General features: G+C 63.8%; 15 protein-coding genes and 1 riboswitch. Of the genes, 2 read left to right on the top strand and 13 right to left on the bottom strand.

All coding sequences use genetic code 11. From position 1 onward, the window contains the following. Position 1 precedes the first annotated feature (1 nt). The 7 genes from AC3WJP_RS19630 to AC3WJP_RS19600 form a co-directional block, all read right to left on the bottom strand. Positions 2–526, bottom strand: coding sequence for a retropepsin-like aspartic protease family protein (locus AC3WJP_RS19630; RefSeq protein WP_493720861.1), 525 nt, complete (start codon positions 524–526; stop codon positions 2–4). Then, positions 523–1,524, bottom strand: a complete 1,002-nt coding sequence (locus AC3WJP_RS19625) for an esterase-like activity of phytase family protein (RefSeq protein WP_493720860.1) — start codon at positions 1,522–1,524, stop codon at positions 523–525. The genes AC3WJP_RS19630 and AC3WJP_RS19625 overlap by 4 nt, the downstream gene beginning before the upstream one ends. After that, positions 1,524–3,428 (bottom strand): DNA topoisomerase IV subunit B, encoded by a 1,905-nt coding sequence (gene parE, locus AC3WJP_RS19620; RefSeq protein WP_493720859.1) that lies wholly within the window; start codon positions 3,426–3,428, stop codon positions 1,524–1,526. The genes AC3WJP_RS19625 and parE overlap by 1 nt, the downstream gene beginning before the upstream one ends. A gap of 77 nt (positions 3,429–3,505) precedes the next feature. Then, positions 3,506–4,117: a YqiA/YcfP family alpha/beta fold hydrolase gene (locus tag AC3WJP_RS19615; RefSeq protein ID WP_493720858.1), complete on the bottom strand. Its 612-nt coding sequence runs from the start codon at positions 4,115–4,117 to the stop codon at positions 3,506–3,508. Between the two features lie 169 nt (positions 4,118–4,286). Then, positions 4,287–5,099, bottom strand: a complete 813-nt coding sequence (gene cpdA, locus AC3WJP_RS19610; protein WP_493720857.1) for a 3',5'-cyclic-AMP phosphodiesterase — start codon at positions 5,097–5,099, stop codon at positions 4,287–4,289. 109 nt (positions 5,100–5,208) lie between these two features. Continuing rightward, complete coding sequence (locus AC3WJP_RS19605; RefSeq protein WP_226504267.1) at positions 5,209–5,661, bottom strand: DUF1249 domain-containing protein; 453 nt, start codon at positions 5,659–5,661, stop codon at positions 5,209–5,211. After that, on the bottom strand, positions 5,652–6,269 hold the full coding sequence (locus AC3WJP_RS19600) for an NUDIX domain-containing protein (protein ID WP_493720856.1): 618 nt from the start codon (positions 6,267–6,269) through the stop codon (positions 5,652–5,654). Before AC3WJP_RS19600 ends, AC3WJP_RS19605 begins: the two co-directional genes overlap by 10 nt. A 356-nt stretch (positions 6,270–6,625) precedes the next feature. On the opposite strand from AC3WJP_RS19600, the gene AC3WJP_RS19595 reads away from it, so the two are divergent. Continuing rightward, positions 6,626–7,381 carry an RsiV family protein gene (locus tag AC3WJP_RS19595; RefSeq protein ID WP_493720855.1) on the top strand — a complete coding sequence of 252 codons (756 nt, stop codon included), beginning with the start codon at positions 6,626–6,628 and terminating at the stop codon, positions 7,379–7,381. Here AC3WJP_RS19595 and cytX read toward each other — a convergent pair. Next, positions 7,350–8,642 (bottom strand): putative hydroxymethylpyrimidine transporter CytX, encoded by a 1,293-nt coding sequence (gene cytX, locus AC3WJP_RS19590; protein ID WP_493720883.1) that lies wholly within the window; start codon positions 8,640–8,642, stop codon positions 7,350–7,352. The genes AC3WJP_RS19595 and cytX overlap by 32 nt on opposite strands. A 158-nt stretch (positions 8,643–8,800) precedes the next feature. Further along, a complete protein-coding gene (gene thiC / locus AC3WJP_RS19585) occupies positions 8,801–10,690 on the bottom strand; it encodes a phosphomethylpyrimidine synthase ThiC (protein WP_493720854.1) in 1,890 nt (629 codons plus the stop codon). A gap of 148 nt (positions 10,691–10,838) precedes the next feature. Then, positions 10,839–10,946, bottom strand: a riboswitch (TPP riboswitch). A gap of 146 nt (positions 10,947–11,092) precedes the next feature. Between thiC and AC3WJP_RS19580 the strand changes: the two genes are divergently transcribed. Beyond that, positions 11,093–12,538, top strand: a complete 1,446-nt coding sequence (locus AC3WJP_RS19580) for a TolC family outer membrane protein (RefSeq protein WP_493720853.1) — start codon at positions 11,093–11,095, stop codon at positions 12,536–12,538. Between the two features lie 6 nt (positions 12,539–12,544). Here AC3WJP_RS19580 and AC3WJP_RS19575 read toward each other — a convergent pair whose 3' ends face one another. The 4 genes from AC3WJP_RS19575 to AC3WJP_RS19560 form a co-directional block, all read right to left on the bottom strand. Beyond that, positions 12,545–13,069 carry a GNAT family N-acetyltransferase gene (locus tag AC3WJP_RS19575; RefSeq protein ID WP_493720852.1) on the bottom strand — a complete coding sequence of 175 codons (525 nt, stop codon included), beginning with the start codon at positions 13,067–13,069 and terminating at the stop codon, positions 12,545–12,547. Then, a complete protein-coding gene (locus AC3WJP_RS19570; RefSeq protein WP_493735686.1) occupies positions 13,062–13,460 on the bottom strand; it encodes a type II toxin-antitoxin system TacA family antitoxin in 399 nt (132 codons plus the stop codon). The genes AC3WJP_RS19575 and AC3WJP_RS19570 overlap by 8 nt, the downstream gene beginning before the upstream one ends. A gap of 166 nt (positions 13,461–13,626) precedes the next feature. After that, on the bottom strand, positions 13,627–14,898 hold the full coding sequence (gene waaA, locus AC3WJP_RS19565) for a lipid IV(A) 3-deoxy-D-manno-octulosonic acid transferase (protein WP_493720850.1): 1,272 nt from the start codon (positions 14,896–14,898) through the stop codon (positions 13,627–13,629). Positions 14,899–15,149: 251 nt separating this feature from the next. Further along, positions 15,150–16,043: a LysR family transcriptional regulator gene (locus AC3WJP_RS19560; protein WP_493720849.1), complete on the bottom strand. Its 894-nt coding sequence runs from the start codon at positions 16,041–16,043 to the stop codon at positions 15,150–15,152. Between the last annotated feature and the right edge of the window lie 138 nt (positions 16,044–16,181).

Raw genomic sequence — 16,181 nt, 5'->3', positions numbered from 1 at the left:
CTCATCGTTGTGTGGTCTGGCGCAGCAGCATGTTGCCACCGCGCTGGGTGAATTCAAGTTGTCTCAGGGCGCTCATGCCCAGTAGCACCTGGTCGCCGTCCAGGCCTGGGGTGACCACCGCGCGCACGTCGCGCAGGACGATATCGCCCAGTTTCACCTGATCGAGTTGCGTGCGATAGCCCTCGCTGCGGCCGTTGGCGGTGTGGATCTGCACCGGCATGCCGCGCTGCAAGGTCAGGCGGCTGGCAACGCTGGCAGGGATCGCCACATCGGTGGCGCCGGTGTCGAGCATGAACTGCACCGGCACCTGGTTGATCAGGCCGCTGGCGACGAAATGCCCCTGGCGATTGCCCGCCAGTTGCACCTCGATATAACCCTGGCCGTGCTGCGAGTTGACCTGCGTATTGGGATTGGCTTCGTGCTCTTCGCGCCCGGCAAAGTAGCGGGTGGCCAGAAACAACCCGGCAATCCAGGCGACCATCAGCAGAATGCGGCCGGCCCGTCGCCCCGGTGGCGCCGAACTCAAGGGCTCGCCTCCCAGCCGTCGGCCGGGGCGGCGAAGCGCCAGACGATCGGCCGGACATCGCCATCGCCACGGGCCCAGTTGTTGTTGTCGTTGCCGATCCAGGCGCCTTGGGCATCGACCACCAGCGCCTCGGCCACCCCGTAAGGTTTGGCGTAGCGCCGGGCCGGGGTCAAGGCCGCGTCGGCGAACGACCAGCAACGTTCCACCGCCACGGTATGTGGATCACGTCGGCAGATCCGATAGGCGTTGCGCTCCAGGGTGTAGAGCTTGCCGTGGAACCAGGCCAGGTCGGAGAAATCGATCACCAGCGGCATCTCGCTGGGCATCGCGGCGGCCGGCCGGGCCTGCTCGCCGTCTTCGCTGAGCAACACGCAGGCGCCGTCGCAGGTCCACTCGTCACCGTGCAAATTGGCCTTGAGCAGCCCGCGGCGTGACCGTTCGGCCGCCAGCCACAGCTGATCGCCCGCCGGATTGATCGCCAAGCCTTCGAATATCGCGTTGAAATGCGCCAGCAGCCCCGCCGCGCGGGCTTCACGCACCAGCGTCGGGCTTATGCTCAACCACTGGGCCTGGCCCACGGGGCTGATCTTGAGCACTTGCGCGCGCGCCTCGCTGACCAGATAGCGGTTACCGGCGGCGTCGCAGCTGATGCCCTCGAAATCATAGGTGCCGCCACGCACCAGGCCAGCGGCCCAGGTGCGCACGTTCATGCCCCAGCTCAGGCCGCTGGGCGGTGGCGTCGGCGCGTCGAACACTTGCGCCTCGGCCTGCCATACGGGCTGGCGGATATCGAGCCGGTAGATACGATCGTCGTCGCGATCCGACTCGGTATAAAGCTCGCCGCCACAGATCGCCAGGCCCGAAAGATTGCCGTCGCGCATGCCTTCGACCGGGTGTTCGGCAAGCAGCCGCAATTCCTCCACCGGGGCAGCGGTTGCCAGCTTCGGCGCCAGCCAGCACAGCGTCATCAGCAACCAGGCTGCCAACGCCGCACGCATCAGGTCAGCACCTCGGCCAGGTTGCCCTTGGTCTCCAGCCAGGTCTTGCGGTCGCCCGCGCGTTTTTTCGCCAGCAGCATGTCCATCATCTCGGACGCCCTGGGGAAGTCCTCCAGGGTCAACTGCACCAGGCGCCGGGTGTTCGGGTCCATGGTGGTTTCCCGCAGCTGCGGCGGGTTCATTTCGCCGAGACCTTTGAAGCGGGTGACCTGCGGCTTGCCGCGCTTTTTCTCGGCCACCAGGCGATCGAGGATGCCATCGCGCTCGGCTTCGTCGAGGGCGTAGTAGATCTCCTTGCCGAGGTCGATGCGGTACAGCGGCGGCATGGCGACGTAGACGTGGCCGGCATCCACCAGCGGACGGAAGTGCTGGACGAACAACGCGCACAGCAAGGTGGCGATGTGCAGACCGTCGGAGTCGGCGTCGGCGAGGATGCAGATCTTGCCGTAGCGCAGCTGGCTGATGTCCGCGGCGCCGGGGTCGACGCCGATGGCCACGGCGATGTTGTGCACTTCCTGGCTCGCCAGCACTTCGCTGCCGTCGACCTCCCAGGTATTGAGGATTTTCCCGCGCAGCGGCAGGATCGCCTGGAATTCCTTGTCCCGCGCCTGCTTGGCGGAGCCGCCGGCGGAGTCACCTTCCACCAGAAACAGCTCGGAGCGGGCCGGATCCTGACCAGCGCAATCGGCCAGCTTGCCGGGTAGCGCCGGCCCTTGGGTAATGCGCTTGCGCTCGACCTTCTTGCTGGCCTTGAGGCGACGACCGGCATTGCTGATGGCCAGTTCGGCCAGTTGCAGGCCCAGCTCGGGGTGCTCGTTGAGCCACAGGCTGAAGGCATCCTTGACCACGCCGGAGACGAAGGCCGCGGCCTCGCGGGACGACAGGCGCTCCTTGGTCTGCCCGGAGAACTGCGCGTCCTGCATCTTGGTCGAGAGCACGAAGGCGATGCGCTCCCAGACGTCTTCCGGGGCCAGCTTGAGGCCGCGCGGCAGCAGGTTGCGGTATTCGCAAAACTCGCGCATGGCGTCCAGCAGGCCCTGGCGCAGGCCATTGACGTGGGTGCCGCCCTGGGCGGTGGGGATCAGGTTGACGTAGCTTTCCTGCACCGCGTCGCCGCCTTCGGGCAGCCACAGCAGTGCCCAGTCGACGGCTTCCTTGTTGCCGGCCAGACTGCCGCAGAACGGCTCCTCGGGCAGGCGGATGAAGTCGCTGACGGCGTCGATCAGGTACGAGCGCAGGCCGTCTTCATAATGCCATTCGACCTTCTCGCCGGTGCTCTTGTCCTCGAAGCTCACCAGCAGCCCCGGGCACAACACGGCCTTGGCCTTGAGCACATGCTTGAGGCGGCTGATGGAGAACTTGGGCGAGTCGAAGTACTTCGGGTCCGGGGCGAAATACACGCTGGTGCCGGTGTTGCGCTTGCCGACGGTGCCGATGATCTCGAGCTCGCTGGCCTTGAAGCCGTCGGCGAAGGTCATCTGGTATTCGTTGCCGTCGCGTTTGACCTTGACCCGCACCTGATTGGACAGGGCGTTGACCACCGAGATACCCACACCGTGCAGGCCACCGGAGAACTGGTAGTTCTTGTTGGAGAACTTGCCGCCCGCATGCAGCTTGGTAAGGATCAGCTCGACCCCGGACACGCCCTCTTCGGGGTGGATGTCCACCGGCATGCCGCGGCCGTCGTCGCTGACTTCCAGCGAGTGGTCGGCGTGGAGGATGACCTGGATGCTCTTGGCGTGACCGGCCATGGCTTCGTCGACGCTGTTGTCGATGACCTCCTGGGCGAGGTGGTTCGGCCGGCTGGTATCGGTGTACATGCCCGGGCGTTTGCGCACCGGGTCGAGGCCCGAGAGGACTTCGATGGCGTCTGCGTTATAAGAGCTAGCGCTGGGATTGGCCATGGGGTCTCGTCGTCAAAGTGGGGTGAACAATAGTGGAACCGGATGCCTGGGTGTGCGCCTGGCGCCCGTGCAAAGGCTCATGGCGCAGCGAAATCTATCCCTTCCCAGGCCTTTGCAGCAATGCCCGCGTACGCGAACAGCTGGGGCAGGTGCTCGGCGAAGCCCTGGAAGCCGTGATCGCCACCAGCTTCGATGCGCAGGTCACAGCCTTGATAGAAGCGCTCGGCGTGGCGGTAGTCGAGGGTCTCGTCGCCCGTTTGCAGCCACACCTGATAGCGCTCGGCGCTGTGGGGCGGCGGGACTTCCAGTGCCTTGAGCGCCTCGATGTGGTCCAGGGTCAGGTCCCAGGTCTGGCCGTTGTAGTAGTTGGTCTGGGGGCCCAGAACACCTTTGAACAGCTTGTGGGGATTGACCGCCGGGTTGATCAGCAGGGCCCTGAGGCCCAGGTGCTCGGCCAGGTGGGTTGCATAGTAGCCGCCGAGGGAGCTGCCGACCAGTAGTGGCGCGCCGCCGAGGGCATCGATGTCGGCCTGCAACTGGGCAATGGCCTGACGCGGATGGTGGTGCAATTCCGGCACCCGCAACTGATCGGCCAGCCCCATGCGCTGCAGGGCGACGGACAGCTGACGCGCCTTGAGCGATGCCGGCGAGCTGTTGAGGCCATGGATATAAAGGATGGAAGCGGACACCCGAGGCCCCCTGGGTCATGTGGCAAAGGTGGGCAGTCTACAGCAATCGAAAAGCCGCCGGAGCACTGTAGCGAGGGGGCTTGCCCCCGATGAGCGCGACCCGGGACATGTCCATGCTTGAGCCACCGTGATCGGGGGCAAGCCCCCTCGCTACAGGGGACCGGTGTGATCAATACCCTTCGCTGGAAAAGTCCGGTTTGAAGGCGTAGCCGCCGACGCGCGATACACCGGTATCGATCGTGCCATCAGGCTGCAAGCGCAGCCAGCGATAACCTGGCGGCAGATCATCCAGAGCGAAATCGTCGCTGCGGGGCTTGAACTGGATGCAGGTGGACGGCGTCGCCAACAACCGCAGGCCACCCAACGGCTGGTCGATTTCCTGGTGGATATGCCCCCACAGCAGCGCTTTGGTCTGCGGGTAGCGCTCGATGATCGCAAACAGGGCGTCGGCGTTGCGCAGGCCGATGGGCTCCATCCACTTGCAGTCGATCGAGATCGGATGATGGTGCAGGCAGATCAGGTGATGGCGGTCGGGGGCAGCCTCGAGCGAGCGCTCCAGCAGTTCCAGCTCGGCAGGCGCCAGACGCCCCGGCACCGAACCCGGCACCGCCGAATTGAGCAGGACGATGCGCCAGGCACCGATGTCGACCACCGGATCGAGCAGCTCCGTACCGCGAGCCACCTCTTCCATGATCAGCGGCTCGTCATGGTTGCCGGCGAACCAGCGCGTCATGGTGGCCGGAATGCGCGCGCTCATGTCCATGAAAGCCTCGTAGGACGCCGCGCTGCCATCCTGAGTCAGGTCGCCGGTTATCAGCAGCAGGTCGATCTGCGGTTGCTCCAGCAACACCTTGTCGATGACCTTTTCCAGGCTGTCCCGAGTATTCATGCCCAGCAGGCGGCCATCCGCATCGGCGAACAGGTGGGGATCGGTAATCTGCACGATCAACGGCGCAACGGATGCTGCAGAGGGGTTCGGCAAGGCCGTCTCCTTGAACGGATTCAGCTGGGATTATGGTAGGGATGAGGCAAGGGGGCAAATCGGCCGGCAAACAAGTGTTTAGCGCACCGCGGCAAATGCCGAAACGCCTTCAGCGCACGTGCTCGTGCTCATGACCGCAGGCCAGACAGTGGCTCAGCCATTCGCCGAGAAACAGGTTGAGCTGGGCCTTTTCGTCCGGCTGGTGCATGTGCGCATTCGGGTACGGATAAATACTGCGAAAACGCCGCGCGTGCTCGGCGCTGATCACCTCGGCCATGCGGGCATCGTGATACACCTGCACCTCCAGGCTCGGCACCGGCAGCCAGGGCAGGCTTAATTCCTGGCGCACCTGCAAGGTGGTGGTGTAGGGGCAGGCCTGCAGCACGTTGAGGGCGAGGATGCCGAGCATCTGATCACCCTGACTCACGGCAATACGGCGCGAATGCTGCTGGTTGCGCATGTCCGGCAACAGGCGCATCAAGCGTGCATAGTTGGCCTCGCAGGCCGCCTGCAACCCGATCAGATCGACCCGGTAGCGTTCGCGCAACCTATTCACTTCCACAACCCCCTGACTTCCTCGCGGTTCAACGCCAACCATTGAATGGCGATGATGGTTGCCGCATTGATGATCTTGCCGTCTTTGACTGCCTGCATGGCGTCGCTGAAGGACCAGACGCGAACGCGGATGTCCTCGGCCTCTTCGTCCAGCCCGTGGATGCCACTGACACCGAAGGTGCTGCAGCGCCCCAGATACAGATGCACGTACTCGTCACTGCCCCCCGGCGAAGGGAAATACCGCGTGATGGGCCACAGCGCCGCCAGCGACAGCCCAGCTTCCTCCTGTGCCTCGCGGTGTGCAATTTCTTCTGGCTGTTCATCGCGATCAATCAGACCAGCGACCATCTCGACCAGCCAGGGGTTATCGGTCTTGCCCATGGCGCCGACGCGAAACTGCTCGAGCAGCACCACCTCGTCACGCTGCGGATCGTAGGGCAGCACGCAAACGGCATCATGACGCACGAACAGCTCGCGCGAGATGGTCCGACTCATGCCACCGGCAAACAGCTCGTGCTTGAGCAGCACCTTGTCGAGCTTGTAGAAGCCCTCGTAGCAATGCTCGCGCTGCTCGATTTCGACAGCCTTGGGTACGGAGTGATTGGCGTCAGTCATGGGTTTCCTCGTTGTCAGACTTTGCAGCAACGCACCATCCTAACGCGCCCACCGCTGTGGTGCAGCCCCCTTCGTCCATTTGCAGTTTCGGTGAAAATATGCTCAGCCACGGCCCCTTGACTGGCCTCCCGTGCAGCGCTCCCCTACTATGGCGCCACACTATCGAGCTTAGTGGCGAACCGACTGCGTTGCACAGAGTCGAATCAGCAAATTGATGCAAAGTCGGCCCCAGTGCCGCTGCTACTGGCGCCTTCGTGAGCAAGCCCTGCTCCCACGGCACCCTGTGGAAGCAGGGCTTGCTCGCGAAGGGGCCCTCAAGCCGAGCCACTATGCGCGACTCAACACCAAGGATCAGCATGTCACCGCTTCTCAAACTTTCCGCCATCACGGCCATGGCGCTCAGCCTGGGCGCGTGCCAAAGCCTGTTCACGCCCAACTTGCACAAGCCGCTGGAGGTCAAGCGCGACGCGTTCGAGCACCTCAAGCCCGGCTGCGCGGGTGCCGATTGCCCGCTGGTGAATATCGACACCGTGCACTTTCCCGACGAGCCGCAGCTGGACACCATGGTCCAGCGTCGCCTGCTGGACCTGACGCGCACTTCGCCGGTTGCCGCCAACACCAACTCGCTGCAGGAATACGAGCAGCAGTACCTGGCGCAGGCGCCGGCGCACACCAGCAGCTATCTGCAGGCCAAAGTACGGGAGCAGCATGACGGTCTGGTGATCGTCGAGCTGTCGAGCTACGTCGACACCGGCGATACCCGCAACATGCCGACCCCGGGCCGCGGTTTCATCAACTATTCGCGGGCCCAGAGCAAGGCCCTGCGCCTGGACGACATGCTGGTGCCTGGCCAGGAAGACGCGTTCTGGAAGAACGCCGAGCTGGCCCATCAAGGCTGGATGGCCGCCACCAAAGTCACCGACGACCCGAACTTCGCGAAGAGCTGGCCGTTCCGCAAGACGCCGAACATCGCCTTGACCTACGGTGCGGTGATCCTCAAGTACGATGTGAACACCATCGCGCCTTACGCCATGGGCCACATCGAACTGCGCATCCCTTACCCGCGCCTCAACGGCATCCTCAAGCCTGAGCTGTTTCCCGGCCGCGGCTGAAGGCCCGGCCGAGCAGCCACTGCAGCAGGCCGGCAAGTACCAGTGACGGCAGGGTCGCGCCGACATCCGGATACAGGTTGGCCAGCAGGTGATAGGTGCTGACCCCGCCCAGCCAGGCCAGCAACGCTGGCCAGCGCAATGCCTGCGCGACCTGTGGCGCACGGCGCTGGCGCAGGATGAAGTGGTCGACCAGCACCACGCCGAACAGCGGCGCGAACACCGAGCCGATCAGCAGCAGGAAGTTCTGGTATTGCGCCAGCGGCGCGAAGCAGGCGATCAAGGTGCACAGCACGCCGATGGCCAGCGCCAGGTGCTCGACCTTGAGCTTGACCAGCATGCCCGTCGACACCGCCGCCGAGTGGATATCGGCAAAGGCGTTTTCGGACTCGTCCAGCAGGATCAACAGCAGCGGGATACCCAGGCCGGCGCCGGCCAACGCCAGCAGCAAGGCGTTGGTGTCGCCGCTCGGGGCGAATGCCAAGGTGTAGGCGACGCCCAGGCTCATCAGCCAGAAGTTACCGATGAAAAAGCCCAGCGCGGTGCCGCCGAACACGCTCTTGGCGCGACGCCCGAAGCGCGAATAGTCGGCAATCAGCGGCAGCCACGACAGCGGCATGGCGATGGCGATGTCGAAGCCCGCCGCCAGCGGCAGGCTGCCATCGCCGGTTTTCACCCACAATGCGCCGAGATCGGCCTTGGTGAACAGGTTCCAGGTCAGCCACAGACAGGCCGCCAGCAACAGCCAGATGCCCCATTTGCGCAGCACGCGGCGCACGAAGGTCAAGGGCCCGCTGACCGCCAGCAAGGTCGCCAGCGCACCGAAGACCAGCGTCCACGACAGCGGATTGGCCAGTGCGCTGCCTTCGCCGAAATGCCCGGCGCCCAGCAGGCTCGCGGCATCGCGCATGACGATGATCTCGAACGAGCCCCAGCCGATCAGTTGCAGCAGGTTGAGCAGCGCCGGCAGCACCGCGCCATGGCGGCCCAGGCTCGACTTGAGCGTGGCCATGGCCGAGAGGCCGGTATCGGTGCCGATGACGCCGACGGCGGCCAACAGCAATACGCCGACCGCCGTGCCGAGCAAGATCGCCAGCAGCGAACCGCTCAGGCCCAGGCCCGGCGCCAGCAGCGCCCCGGTCTGCAGGACCATGAGGCCGATGCCGAGGGAGAACCACAGGGAAAACAGATCACGCGCACCGAAAACCCGCTGATTGGCGGGGACGGCGATGTCGGGGGAGTAGGTGTTCAATTGATTGGGGATCTCGAGTGAGATGGTGATTGATGAAACCTGCACTTTTCCCTGTAGCGAGGGGGCTTGCCCCCGAGAGGCCGGTACTGATTCACCTCCGTGTGTCAGTCATGGCCCCTCGGGAGCAAGCCCCCCCACCACAGAATTCACATCAGGCAGCCGTTACAGTTCTAGACCTTCTGGTACAGCTGACTGCCTTCCTGCTTGAAGCGCTCGGCCTGTTCGCGCATGCCCTCCTCCACGCTCAGGTCCACCACCGCGATCTTCTGATTGGCGGCGTACTCACGCACTTCCTGGGTGATTTTCATCGAGCAGAACTTCGGCCCGCACATCGAGCAGAAATGCGCCACCTTGGCCGAGTCCTTCGGCAGGGTTTCGTCGTGGTAGGCCCGCGCGGTATCCGGATCGAGGCCGAGGTTGAACTGGTCTTCCCAACGGAATTCGAAGCGCGCCTTGCTCAGGGCGTTGTCGCGGATCTGCGCGCCCGGATGGCCTTTCGCGAGGTCGGCTGCATGGGCGGCGATCTTGTAAGTGATGATGCCGGTCTTGACGTCATCCTTGTTCGGCAGCCCGAGGTGCTCCTTGGGCGTCACGTAGCAGAGCATGGCGCAGCCGAACCAGCCGATCATCGCCGCGCCGATGCCCGAAGTGATGTGGTCGTAGCCTGGGGCGATGTCGGTGGTCAACGGCCCGAGGGTGTAGAACGGCGCCTCGTCGCAGCACTCGAGCTGCTTGTCCATGTTCTCCTTGATCAACTGCATCGGCACATGGCCAGGGCCTTCGATCATGCACTGTACGTCGTGCTTCCAGGCGATCTTGGTCAGCTCGCCCAGGGTCTCCAGTTCGCCGAATTGCGCTTCGTCGTTGGCATCGGCGATGGACCCTGGGCGCAGGCCGTCACCCAACGAGAAGCTGACGTCATAGGCCTTCATGATTTCGCAGATTTCGTCGAAATGGGTGTAGAGGAAGTTTTCCTGGTGATGCGCCAGGCACCACTTGGCCATGATCGAGCCGCCGCGACTGACGATGCCGGTGACGCGCTTGGCGGTCAGCGGCACGTAGCGCAGCAGCACGCCGGCATGGATGGTGAAGTAGTCGACGCCCTGCTCCGCCTGTTCGATCAGGGTGTCACGGAACAGCTCCCAGGTCAGGTCTTCGGCCACGCCGTTGACCTTCTCCAACGCCTGGTAGATCGGCACCGTACCGATCGGCACCGGCGAGTTGCGGATGATCCACTCGCGGGTCTCGTGGATATGCTTGCCGGTGGACAGGTCCATGACCGTGTCCGAACCCCAGCGAATGCCCCAGGTGAGCTTGGCGACTTCTTCCTCGATCGACGAGCCCAAGGCACTATTGCCGATGTTGCCGTTGATCTTCACCAGAAAGTTGCGGCCGATGATCATCGGCTCCAGCTCGGTGTGGTTGATGTTGGCCGGGATGATCGCACGGCCGCGCGCGACCTCGTCACGGACGAACTCTGCGGTGATTTCCTTGGGGATGCTGGCGCCGAAGCTGTGGCCGCCGTGCTGTTCCTTGAGCAGACCGGCGGCGCGAGCTTCGGCCAGTTTCATGTTCTCGCGGATGGCGACGTATTCCATCTCGGCGGTGATGATGCCCTGGCGCGCGTAGTGCATCTGGCTGACGTTGGCACCGGCCTTGGCCCGACGCGGGTTGCGCACGTGGGCGAAGCGCAGTTTGGTCAGTTCCGGGTCATCGAGGCGCTGCTGGCCGAAATGCGAGCTGAGGCCGTCGAGGCGCTCGGTATCGCCGCGATCGTCAATCCAGGCGGAGCGCACATCGCCCAGGCCCTTGCGCACGTCGATGGTGACGGCGGGGTCGGTGTAGGGGCCGGACGTGTCATAGACGGTCACCGGGGCGTTGATCTCACCCCCGAAGTCCGTAGGCGTGACGTCCAGGCTGATCTCGCGCATCGGCACGCGGATGTCCGGGCGAGAACCCTGAACGTAGATTTTTTGCGAACGGGTGAAGGGTTGCACGGATCCGGAATCGACTTTGGCCGATTCGCTCAGGTGCACGACGGATTTTTCTTGTTTACTCATCACGGCTCTCCAGACAGCATCCAGCGGCGGAATGTCGGAGCGAACCTGAATGGCACGGATGCACCTTGGACGGTGCTGTGCTGGGTCTCGTGCAGCCGCTCGAATGCTCGAACGACGACCCGGACGCAGCACAAGAGGACTCGCCGGGTGGACGAGAAATCTTGTTCCCTACGCAGGCATCAACCTGATCAGGTTCAACGGGATCCGGAATTATCCGATCTCAGCCTCTTAACGCAAGGCACCCCGACAAGAACCCGGCCAGTCTAGTCAAGAGCGCCGCGCATTGCCAATGCAATGTGCGTGAACGGTATTTGGCGCAAATGGCCGATTGTTGCCGGACGGCCACGCAACTACACTCGCAACGCCCCCTCTAACCAGACTTCGCCCTCAAGGATTGAATCAATGTTGCGCAAATTCTCACTGGCGCTTGCCGTGTCCTGCGCCTCCCATGCCAGCGCATGGGCGGCCGAACCGTCGCTGGCGAGCAACACCGATCTGGTGAGCGTTTATCAGGAAGCGGTCAGCAACAACGCCGATCTGGCGGCTTCCCGCGCGGACTATGCCGCCACCCGCGAAAACGTGCCTCAGGCCCGCGCCGGTCTGTTGCCAAACCTGTCACTGGGCAGCGATATCAACAACACCCGTACCGCGCTGGACCAGCCACAGCAGGTACTCAACCGCAGCGGCAATTCGTATCGAGCCACCCTGAATCAGCCGATCTTTCGCGCCGACCGCTGGTTCCAGCTCAAGGCGGCGAAGTCTCAGGACGAGCAGGCGGCGCTGCAGTTGTCCGCCACCGAGCAGAATCTGATCCTGCAGAGCGCCGAGAGTTATTTCGCCGTGTTGCGCGCCGAGGACACGCTGGCCGCGACCAAGGCCGAAGAAGCCGCCTTCAAGCGTCAGCTGGATCAGTCCAACGGCCGCTTCGATGTCGGCCTGTCGGACAAGACCGATGTCCTGCAATCCCAGGCCAGCTACGACACCGCCCGCGCTTCCCGGCTGACCGCTCAGCGCCAGGTCGATGACGCCTTGCAGGCCTTGGTGACCCTGACCAACCGCGAGTACATCGCCCTGCAGGGGATCGTCCACACGCTGCCGATCCTCACGCCGAGCCCCAACGATGCCAAGGCCTGGGTCGACACCGCCTCGCAACAGAATCTCAATCTGCTGGCCAGCAACTACGCCGTCACCGCCGCCGAGGAAACCCTGCGCCAGCGCAAGGCGGGCCACGCACCTACGGTAGACGTCGTGGCGCAGTACGAAAAAGGGGACAACGACAACTTCCAGCTCAGCAACCCGACCGAAACTCCGGGGCTGGTCTATGGCAGCGACGTGTCCCGGCGCTCCATCGGCGTACAGGTCAACATTCCGCTCTACAGCGGCGGCATGGTCAGCTCTCAGGTTCGCCAGGCCTATCAGCGCCTGGTGCAAAGCGAGCAACAGCGCGAAAGCCTGCGCCGCCAGGTGGTGGAGAACACCCGCAACCTGCACCGCGCGGTGAACACCGACGTGGAGGAAGTGGCGGCCCGCAAGCAGTCGATCATCTCCAATCAGAGCGCCGTCGAAGCCACCGAGATCGGCTATCAGGTCGGCACCCGCAACATCGTCGATGTCCTCGATGCGCAACGCCAGCTGTACGCCTCGGTGCGCGACTACAACAACTCGCGCTACGACTACATCCTCGACAACCTGCGCCTCAAGCAAGCCGCTGGCACCCTCAGCCCGCAGGATCTGCAGGACCTGGCCCGTTACCTCAAACCCGATTACAACCCGGACAAGGACTTTCTGCCGCCGGATCTCGCTGCCGCGGCGCAGGCGCTGCTGGCGCCGCCCAAGAAAAATAAATAGTGCCTTTCACATCGCACGCAGCAACGCCCGAATGGGCAAGAACATAGGTGTGCTGCAGTAATCGTTCGGTGCTTCCATCGGGTTGAAACCAAGCCGCTGATAAAACCGCACGGCATCGGGTGGGGCGTCCAGATAGATCCCCTTGATGGGGATTTCACTGTGGACCCTGATGCTCTGCAGGAAAAACTTGCGCAGCAATTGACGACCGACACCCCCGCCCTGATGTGCCCTGTCTACCCCAAGCATGACCAGGCGAACCACGGCAACTTGTGGCAGCAGGTTGGCCGGCGCGACGAGATCTGCAACATGTTGGCGATCCAGCGAACACAGCGTCAATGTGCAGATTCCGATCACCTCACTCGAGGCTGATACAGCCGCTATCCCAGAGACATTCTCGCTACGCAGCGAGCGCCTGAGACCTTTCCTGAAGTAGCTGTTGATCACATCGACGCCACAGTCGAAGCCTCTGGGAAATTGGTAACGGTCATAGTTGGCGAGCAGTTGCCCCTCGATTGTGTAAGCCTCAGGCACTGCGATCGGCCGAAAAACCCCTCATGAGGTCCTTGAGCTGCTGAGCAGGCTCGACGATCGCTTCTGCGGCGAGGATTTCGTGCAGTCGCGAAAATCCTTGGGCGGACAACTCGATTCGCTGGTGGCGCTCCATGACTGCTTCAGCCTTCTCGAAAGCAGAAGCGATGATGAACGATGTCATGTCCTGGCCAGACAGCATCGCAGCCTTGCGGATGAAGTCCTTGGCGATGTCTGTGGTTTTGAGTTCAAGCCTGGCGGTTTTGGGAGCGCTCAGGCTTTCGTCGAGCTTGGACATGGAGAAGGCCTCCAAGGCTTTGTAGGGGTAGTAACCGTATGCCTCACGGACCTCGAACCCTATGCGGGTATCCGCCATATCAATAAAGTTATGCATCGTTTCTCTTTCCTCGAAGTGCCAGCGGCCATTGTGCACAAACGAGGAGGGCCACGATGTCAGCCTATTCGGCTATAAAAGAAGGAATAGCCGCAGATACAGGGGCGCTGTTTCCCAGGGTCTCGTAGGAAGCTTCTGAAAAGGCGTTGGGATGCCCCCCCGCCATTCAGATCAACCGTGCCAACCCCGTCAGCAAACGCTCCAACGCGCCCTGGTTGGCCTTCATCACCGTCACCCCCGCCGCGCCCATCCTCGCGGCGTCGCGGGGCAGTTCGATCAGGCGCTGAACGGCGGTGGCCAGGCCATCGGCGTCGTCGATTTGCTGCAGGGCGCCGGCATCGCGCAGCATCGCGGCGATTTCGAGAAAGTTGAACAGGTGCGGACCGCTGAGCACGGGTTTGGCCAGCGCCGCCGGCTCCAGCAGGTTGTGCCCGCCGTTGGGCACCAGGCTGCCGCCGACGAAGGTGATGTCGGACAGGGCGTAGAGAAACAGCAGTTCGCCCATGGTATCGCCGAGCAGCACCGAGACCGTGACGTCGACGGGCTGGTCGAGGGAGCGCCGGGCCGTGGCAAAGCCCTGCTGGGTACACAAATTGAAGACGTCATTGAAGCGCTCCGGGTGGCGCGGGACCAGAATCAGCAGCGCATCGGAGTGTGTCGCGAGCAGTTGGCGATGGGCCTGGAGGATGACTTCGTCTTCGCCTTCATGGGTACTGGCGGCGATCCATACAGGGCGAGCGGTAGCTTGCCACTGGGCGCGCAATGCTTCGGCTCGCGCCACCAGCGCTGGATCGAGGGTCAAATCGAACTTGATCGAGCCGGTCACCTGCACGCATTCAGGCCGCGCGCCGAGCTGCCGAAAGCGCTCGGCCTCGGCTTCGGTCTGGATCGCCAGCAGGCTCATTTGCGCCAGCATCGGCCGGGTCAGGCCAGCGAAGCGTGCATAACCGCGGGCGGAGCGTTGCGACAGGCGGCCGTTGGCCAGTGCTACGGGAATGCCGCGGCGGGCGCATTGATGGATATGGTTGGGCCACAGCTCGGTTTCCATGATCACCGCCAGCCGGGGCCGCAGGTGATCGAGGAAACGCGCCGAGGCCCACGGCAGGTCATAGGGCAAGTAACAGTGCTGGATGCGCGGCTCGTTGGCGAACAGCGCCAGGATGCGCTCGCTGCCGGTGGGCGTCATGCAGGTCACGGTGATGGACTGTTGCGGGTAGCGCTCGAGCAGCTCACGGATCATCGGCGCGGCGGCGATGCTCTCGCCCACCGAGACGGCGTGCACCCAGATGCCGCCCTGCTGCATCGTTGGCAGGCCAAAACCGAAACGCTCGCGGACGCGTCGCGCATAGGCCGGCGCCTTGCGCGCGCGCAGCCACAGACGTATCGCGACAATCGGCAGGCCGAGGTGAAACAGCAGGGTGTAGAGAGTTCTGTTCATGGCGGCGGAGTTTACCTTGGCGGTTGTGGCTTGGCACCTGTGGTGGTCTTACGGGCCTCTTCGCGGGCAAGCCTTGCTCCCACAGCTGTACGACTCCGGATTTTGGGAGCGAGGCATGTTCCCACAGTCGTACGGCTCCGAATTGCGGGAGCGAGGCATGCTCCCACAGTCGTACGACTCCGAATTGTGGGAGCAGGGCTTGCCCGCGAAAAGGCCCGCGAGGACGACATCGCCGGCTAGCCTGACGCCCCTCATCCAATCGCCTGCAACTCCAGCGCAAACCGCTGCGCCAACCACTGCCCCGCCGGCCCCAATGGCGCATCCCGCCGCCACGCCAGCTCCACCACCAAGGGCGGTGGCGCCCAATCGCTGACCAGTTCGACCATCGAGCCCTGATACGCCGGGTATTGCACCACATGGCGCGGCAGCCACGCCCAGCCCAGGCCACAGCGCAGTAGCTCGGCGATCATGTAGAAGCTGTCGGCACGCCAGATTTGCGGGCTGATCGCCTCGCCGCCGGGGAAACCGCTGCTCTGCACCGCAATCAGTAGCTGCCGATGCCGGGCCAATTGCTGACGACTCACCCGTGGCTCGCGCGCCAGCGGGTGGCCGCTGGCGCACACGGTAACCATCTCGACCTGCCCAAGCGCGCGTCTCTCCAGTTCGGCCGGAATCTGCTCGTGGCGAAACAGCAGCCCCAGGTCGGCATGGCGGTCCACCAGGCGCCGAGCGACATCGCCCTGGGCGGCGTTGGCGATTTGTACCTGCACCGCCGGGAAGGCGCCGGCAAACGCCTCCAGCCCGTCGATCACCGGCTGATACGGCATGGCCTCATCCTGAGCCAGACGCAGCTGCGCCTCCTGCCCGCGCATCAACGCCAGCGCCCGGCCGTCCAGGCGCTCGCACTGGCGCAGGACCTCGCGGGCTTCATCCAGCAGCGCCCTGCCCGCCTCGGTCAGTTGCGGCTGGCGGCCGCTGCTGCGCTCGAACAGCACCACCCCGAGGTCCGCTTCCAGCAAGGCGATGGCGTTGCTGACCGCAGACTGGGCACGATGCAGATCCCGCGCGACCGCCGAGAACGAACGCTGCTCGGCGACTTTGACGAACAGGCGCATCTGTTCGAGATTCCACTGGGTTTGCGCCATTGCACCTATCTCCATATCAGATAGGTAATGACTGTACCGCATCTGACGAACCCGCGAAAATATCGCCATTACCTGTAGCGAGGTGGCTTGCCCCCGATCACGGTGACCCCTGACACACTGCAATCGGGGGCAAGCCCC

The organism is Pseudomonas sp. GW821-FHT01A09, from assembly GCF_058986725.1.
Note: the sequence above shows the minus strand (reverse complement) of the source record. Positions and strands in the feature narration are given on the sequence as shown.

Coding starts and splice junctions, on each gene's coding strand:
- AC3WJP_RS19625 (WP_493720860.1), bottom strand. CDS start 1,524: ATGCGTGCGGCGTTGGCAGCCTGGTTGCTGATGACGCTGTGCTGGCTG.
- parE (WP_493720859.1), bottom strand. CDS start 3,428: ATGGCCAATCCCAGCGCTAGCTCTTATAACGCAGACGCCATCGAAGTC.
- AC3WJP_RS19600 (WP_493720856.1), bottom strand. CDS start 6,269: ATGACTGACGCCAATCACTCCGTACCCAAGGCTGTCGAAATCGAGCAG.
- AC3WJP_RS19595 (WP_493720855.1), top strand. CDS start 6,626: ATGTCACCGCTTCTCAAACTTTCCGCCATCACGGCCATGGCGCTCAGC.
- thiC (WP_493720854.1), bottom strand. CDS start 10,690: ATGAGTAAACAAGAAAAATCCGTCGTGCACCTGAGCGAATCGGCCAAA.
- AC3WJP_RS19580 (WP_493720853.1), top strand. CDS start 11,093: ATGTTGCGCAAATTCTCACTGGCGCTTGCCGTGTCCTGCGCCTCCCAT.
- AC3WJP_RS19570 (WP_493735686.1), bottom strand. CDS start 13,460: ATGCATAACTTTATTGATATGGCGGATACCCGCATAGGGTTCGAGGTC.
- waaA (WP_493720850.1), bottom strand. CDS start 14,898: ATGAACAGAACTCTCTACACCCTGCTGTTTCACCTCGGCCTGCCGATT.
- AC3WJP_RS19560 (WP_493720849.1), bottom strand. CDS start 16,043: ATGGCGCAAACCCAGTGGAATCTCGAACAGATGCGCCTGTTCGTCAAA.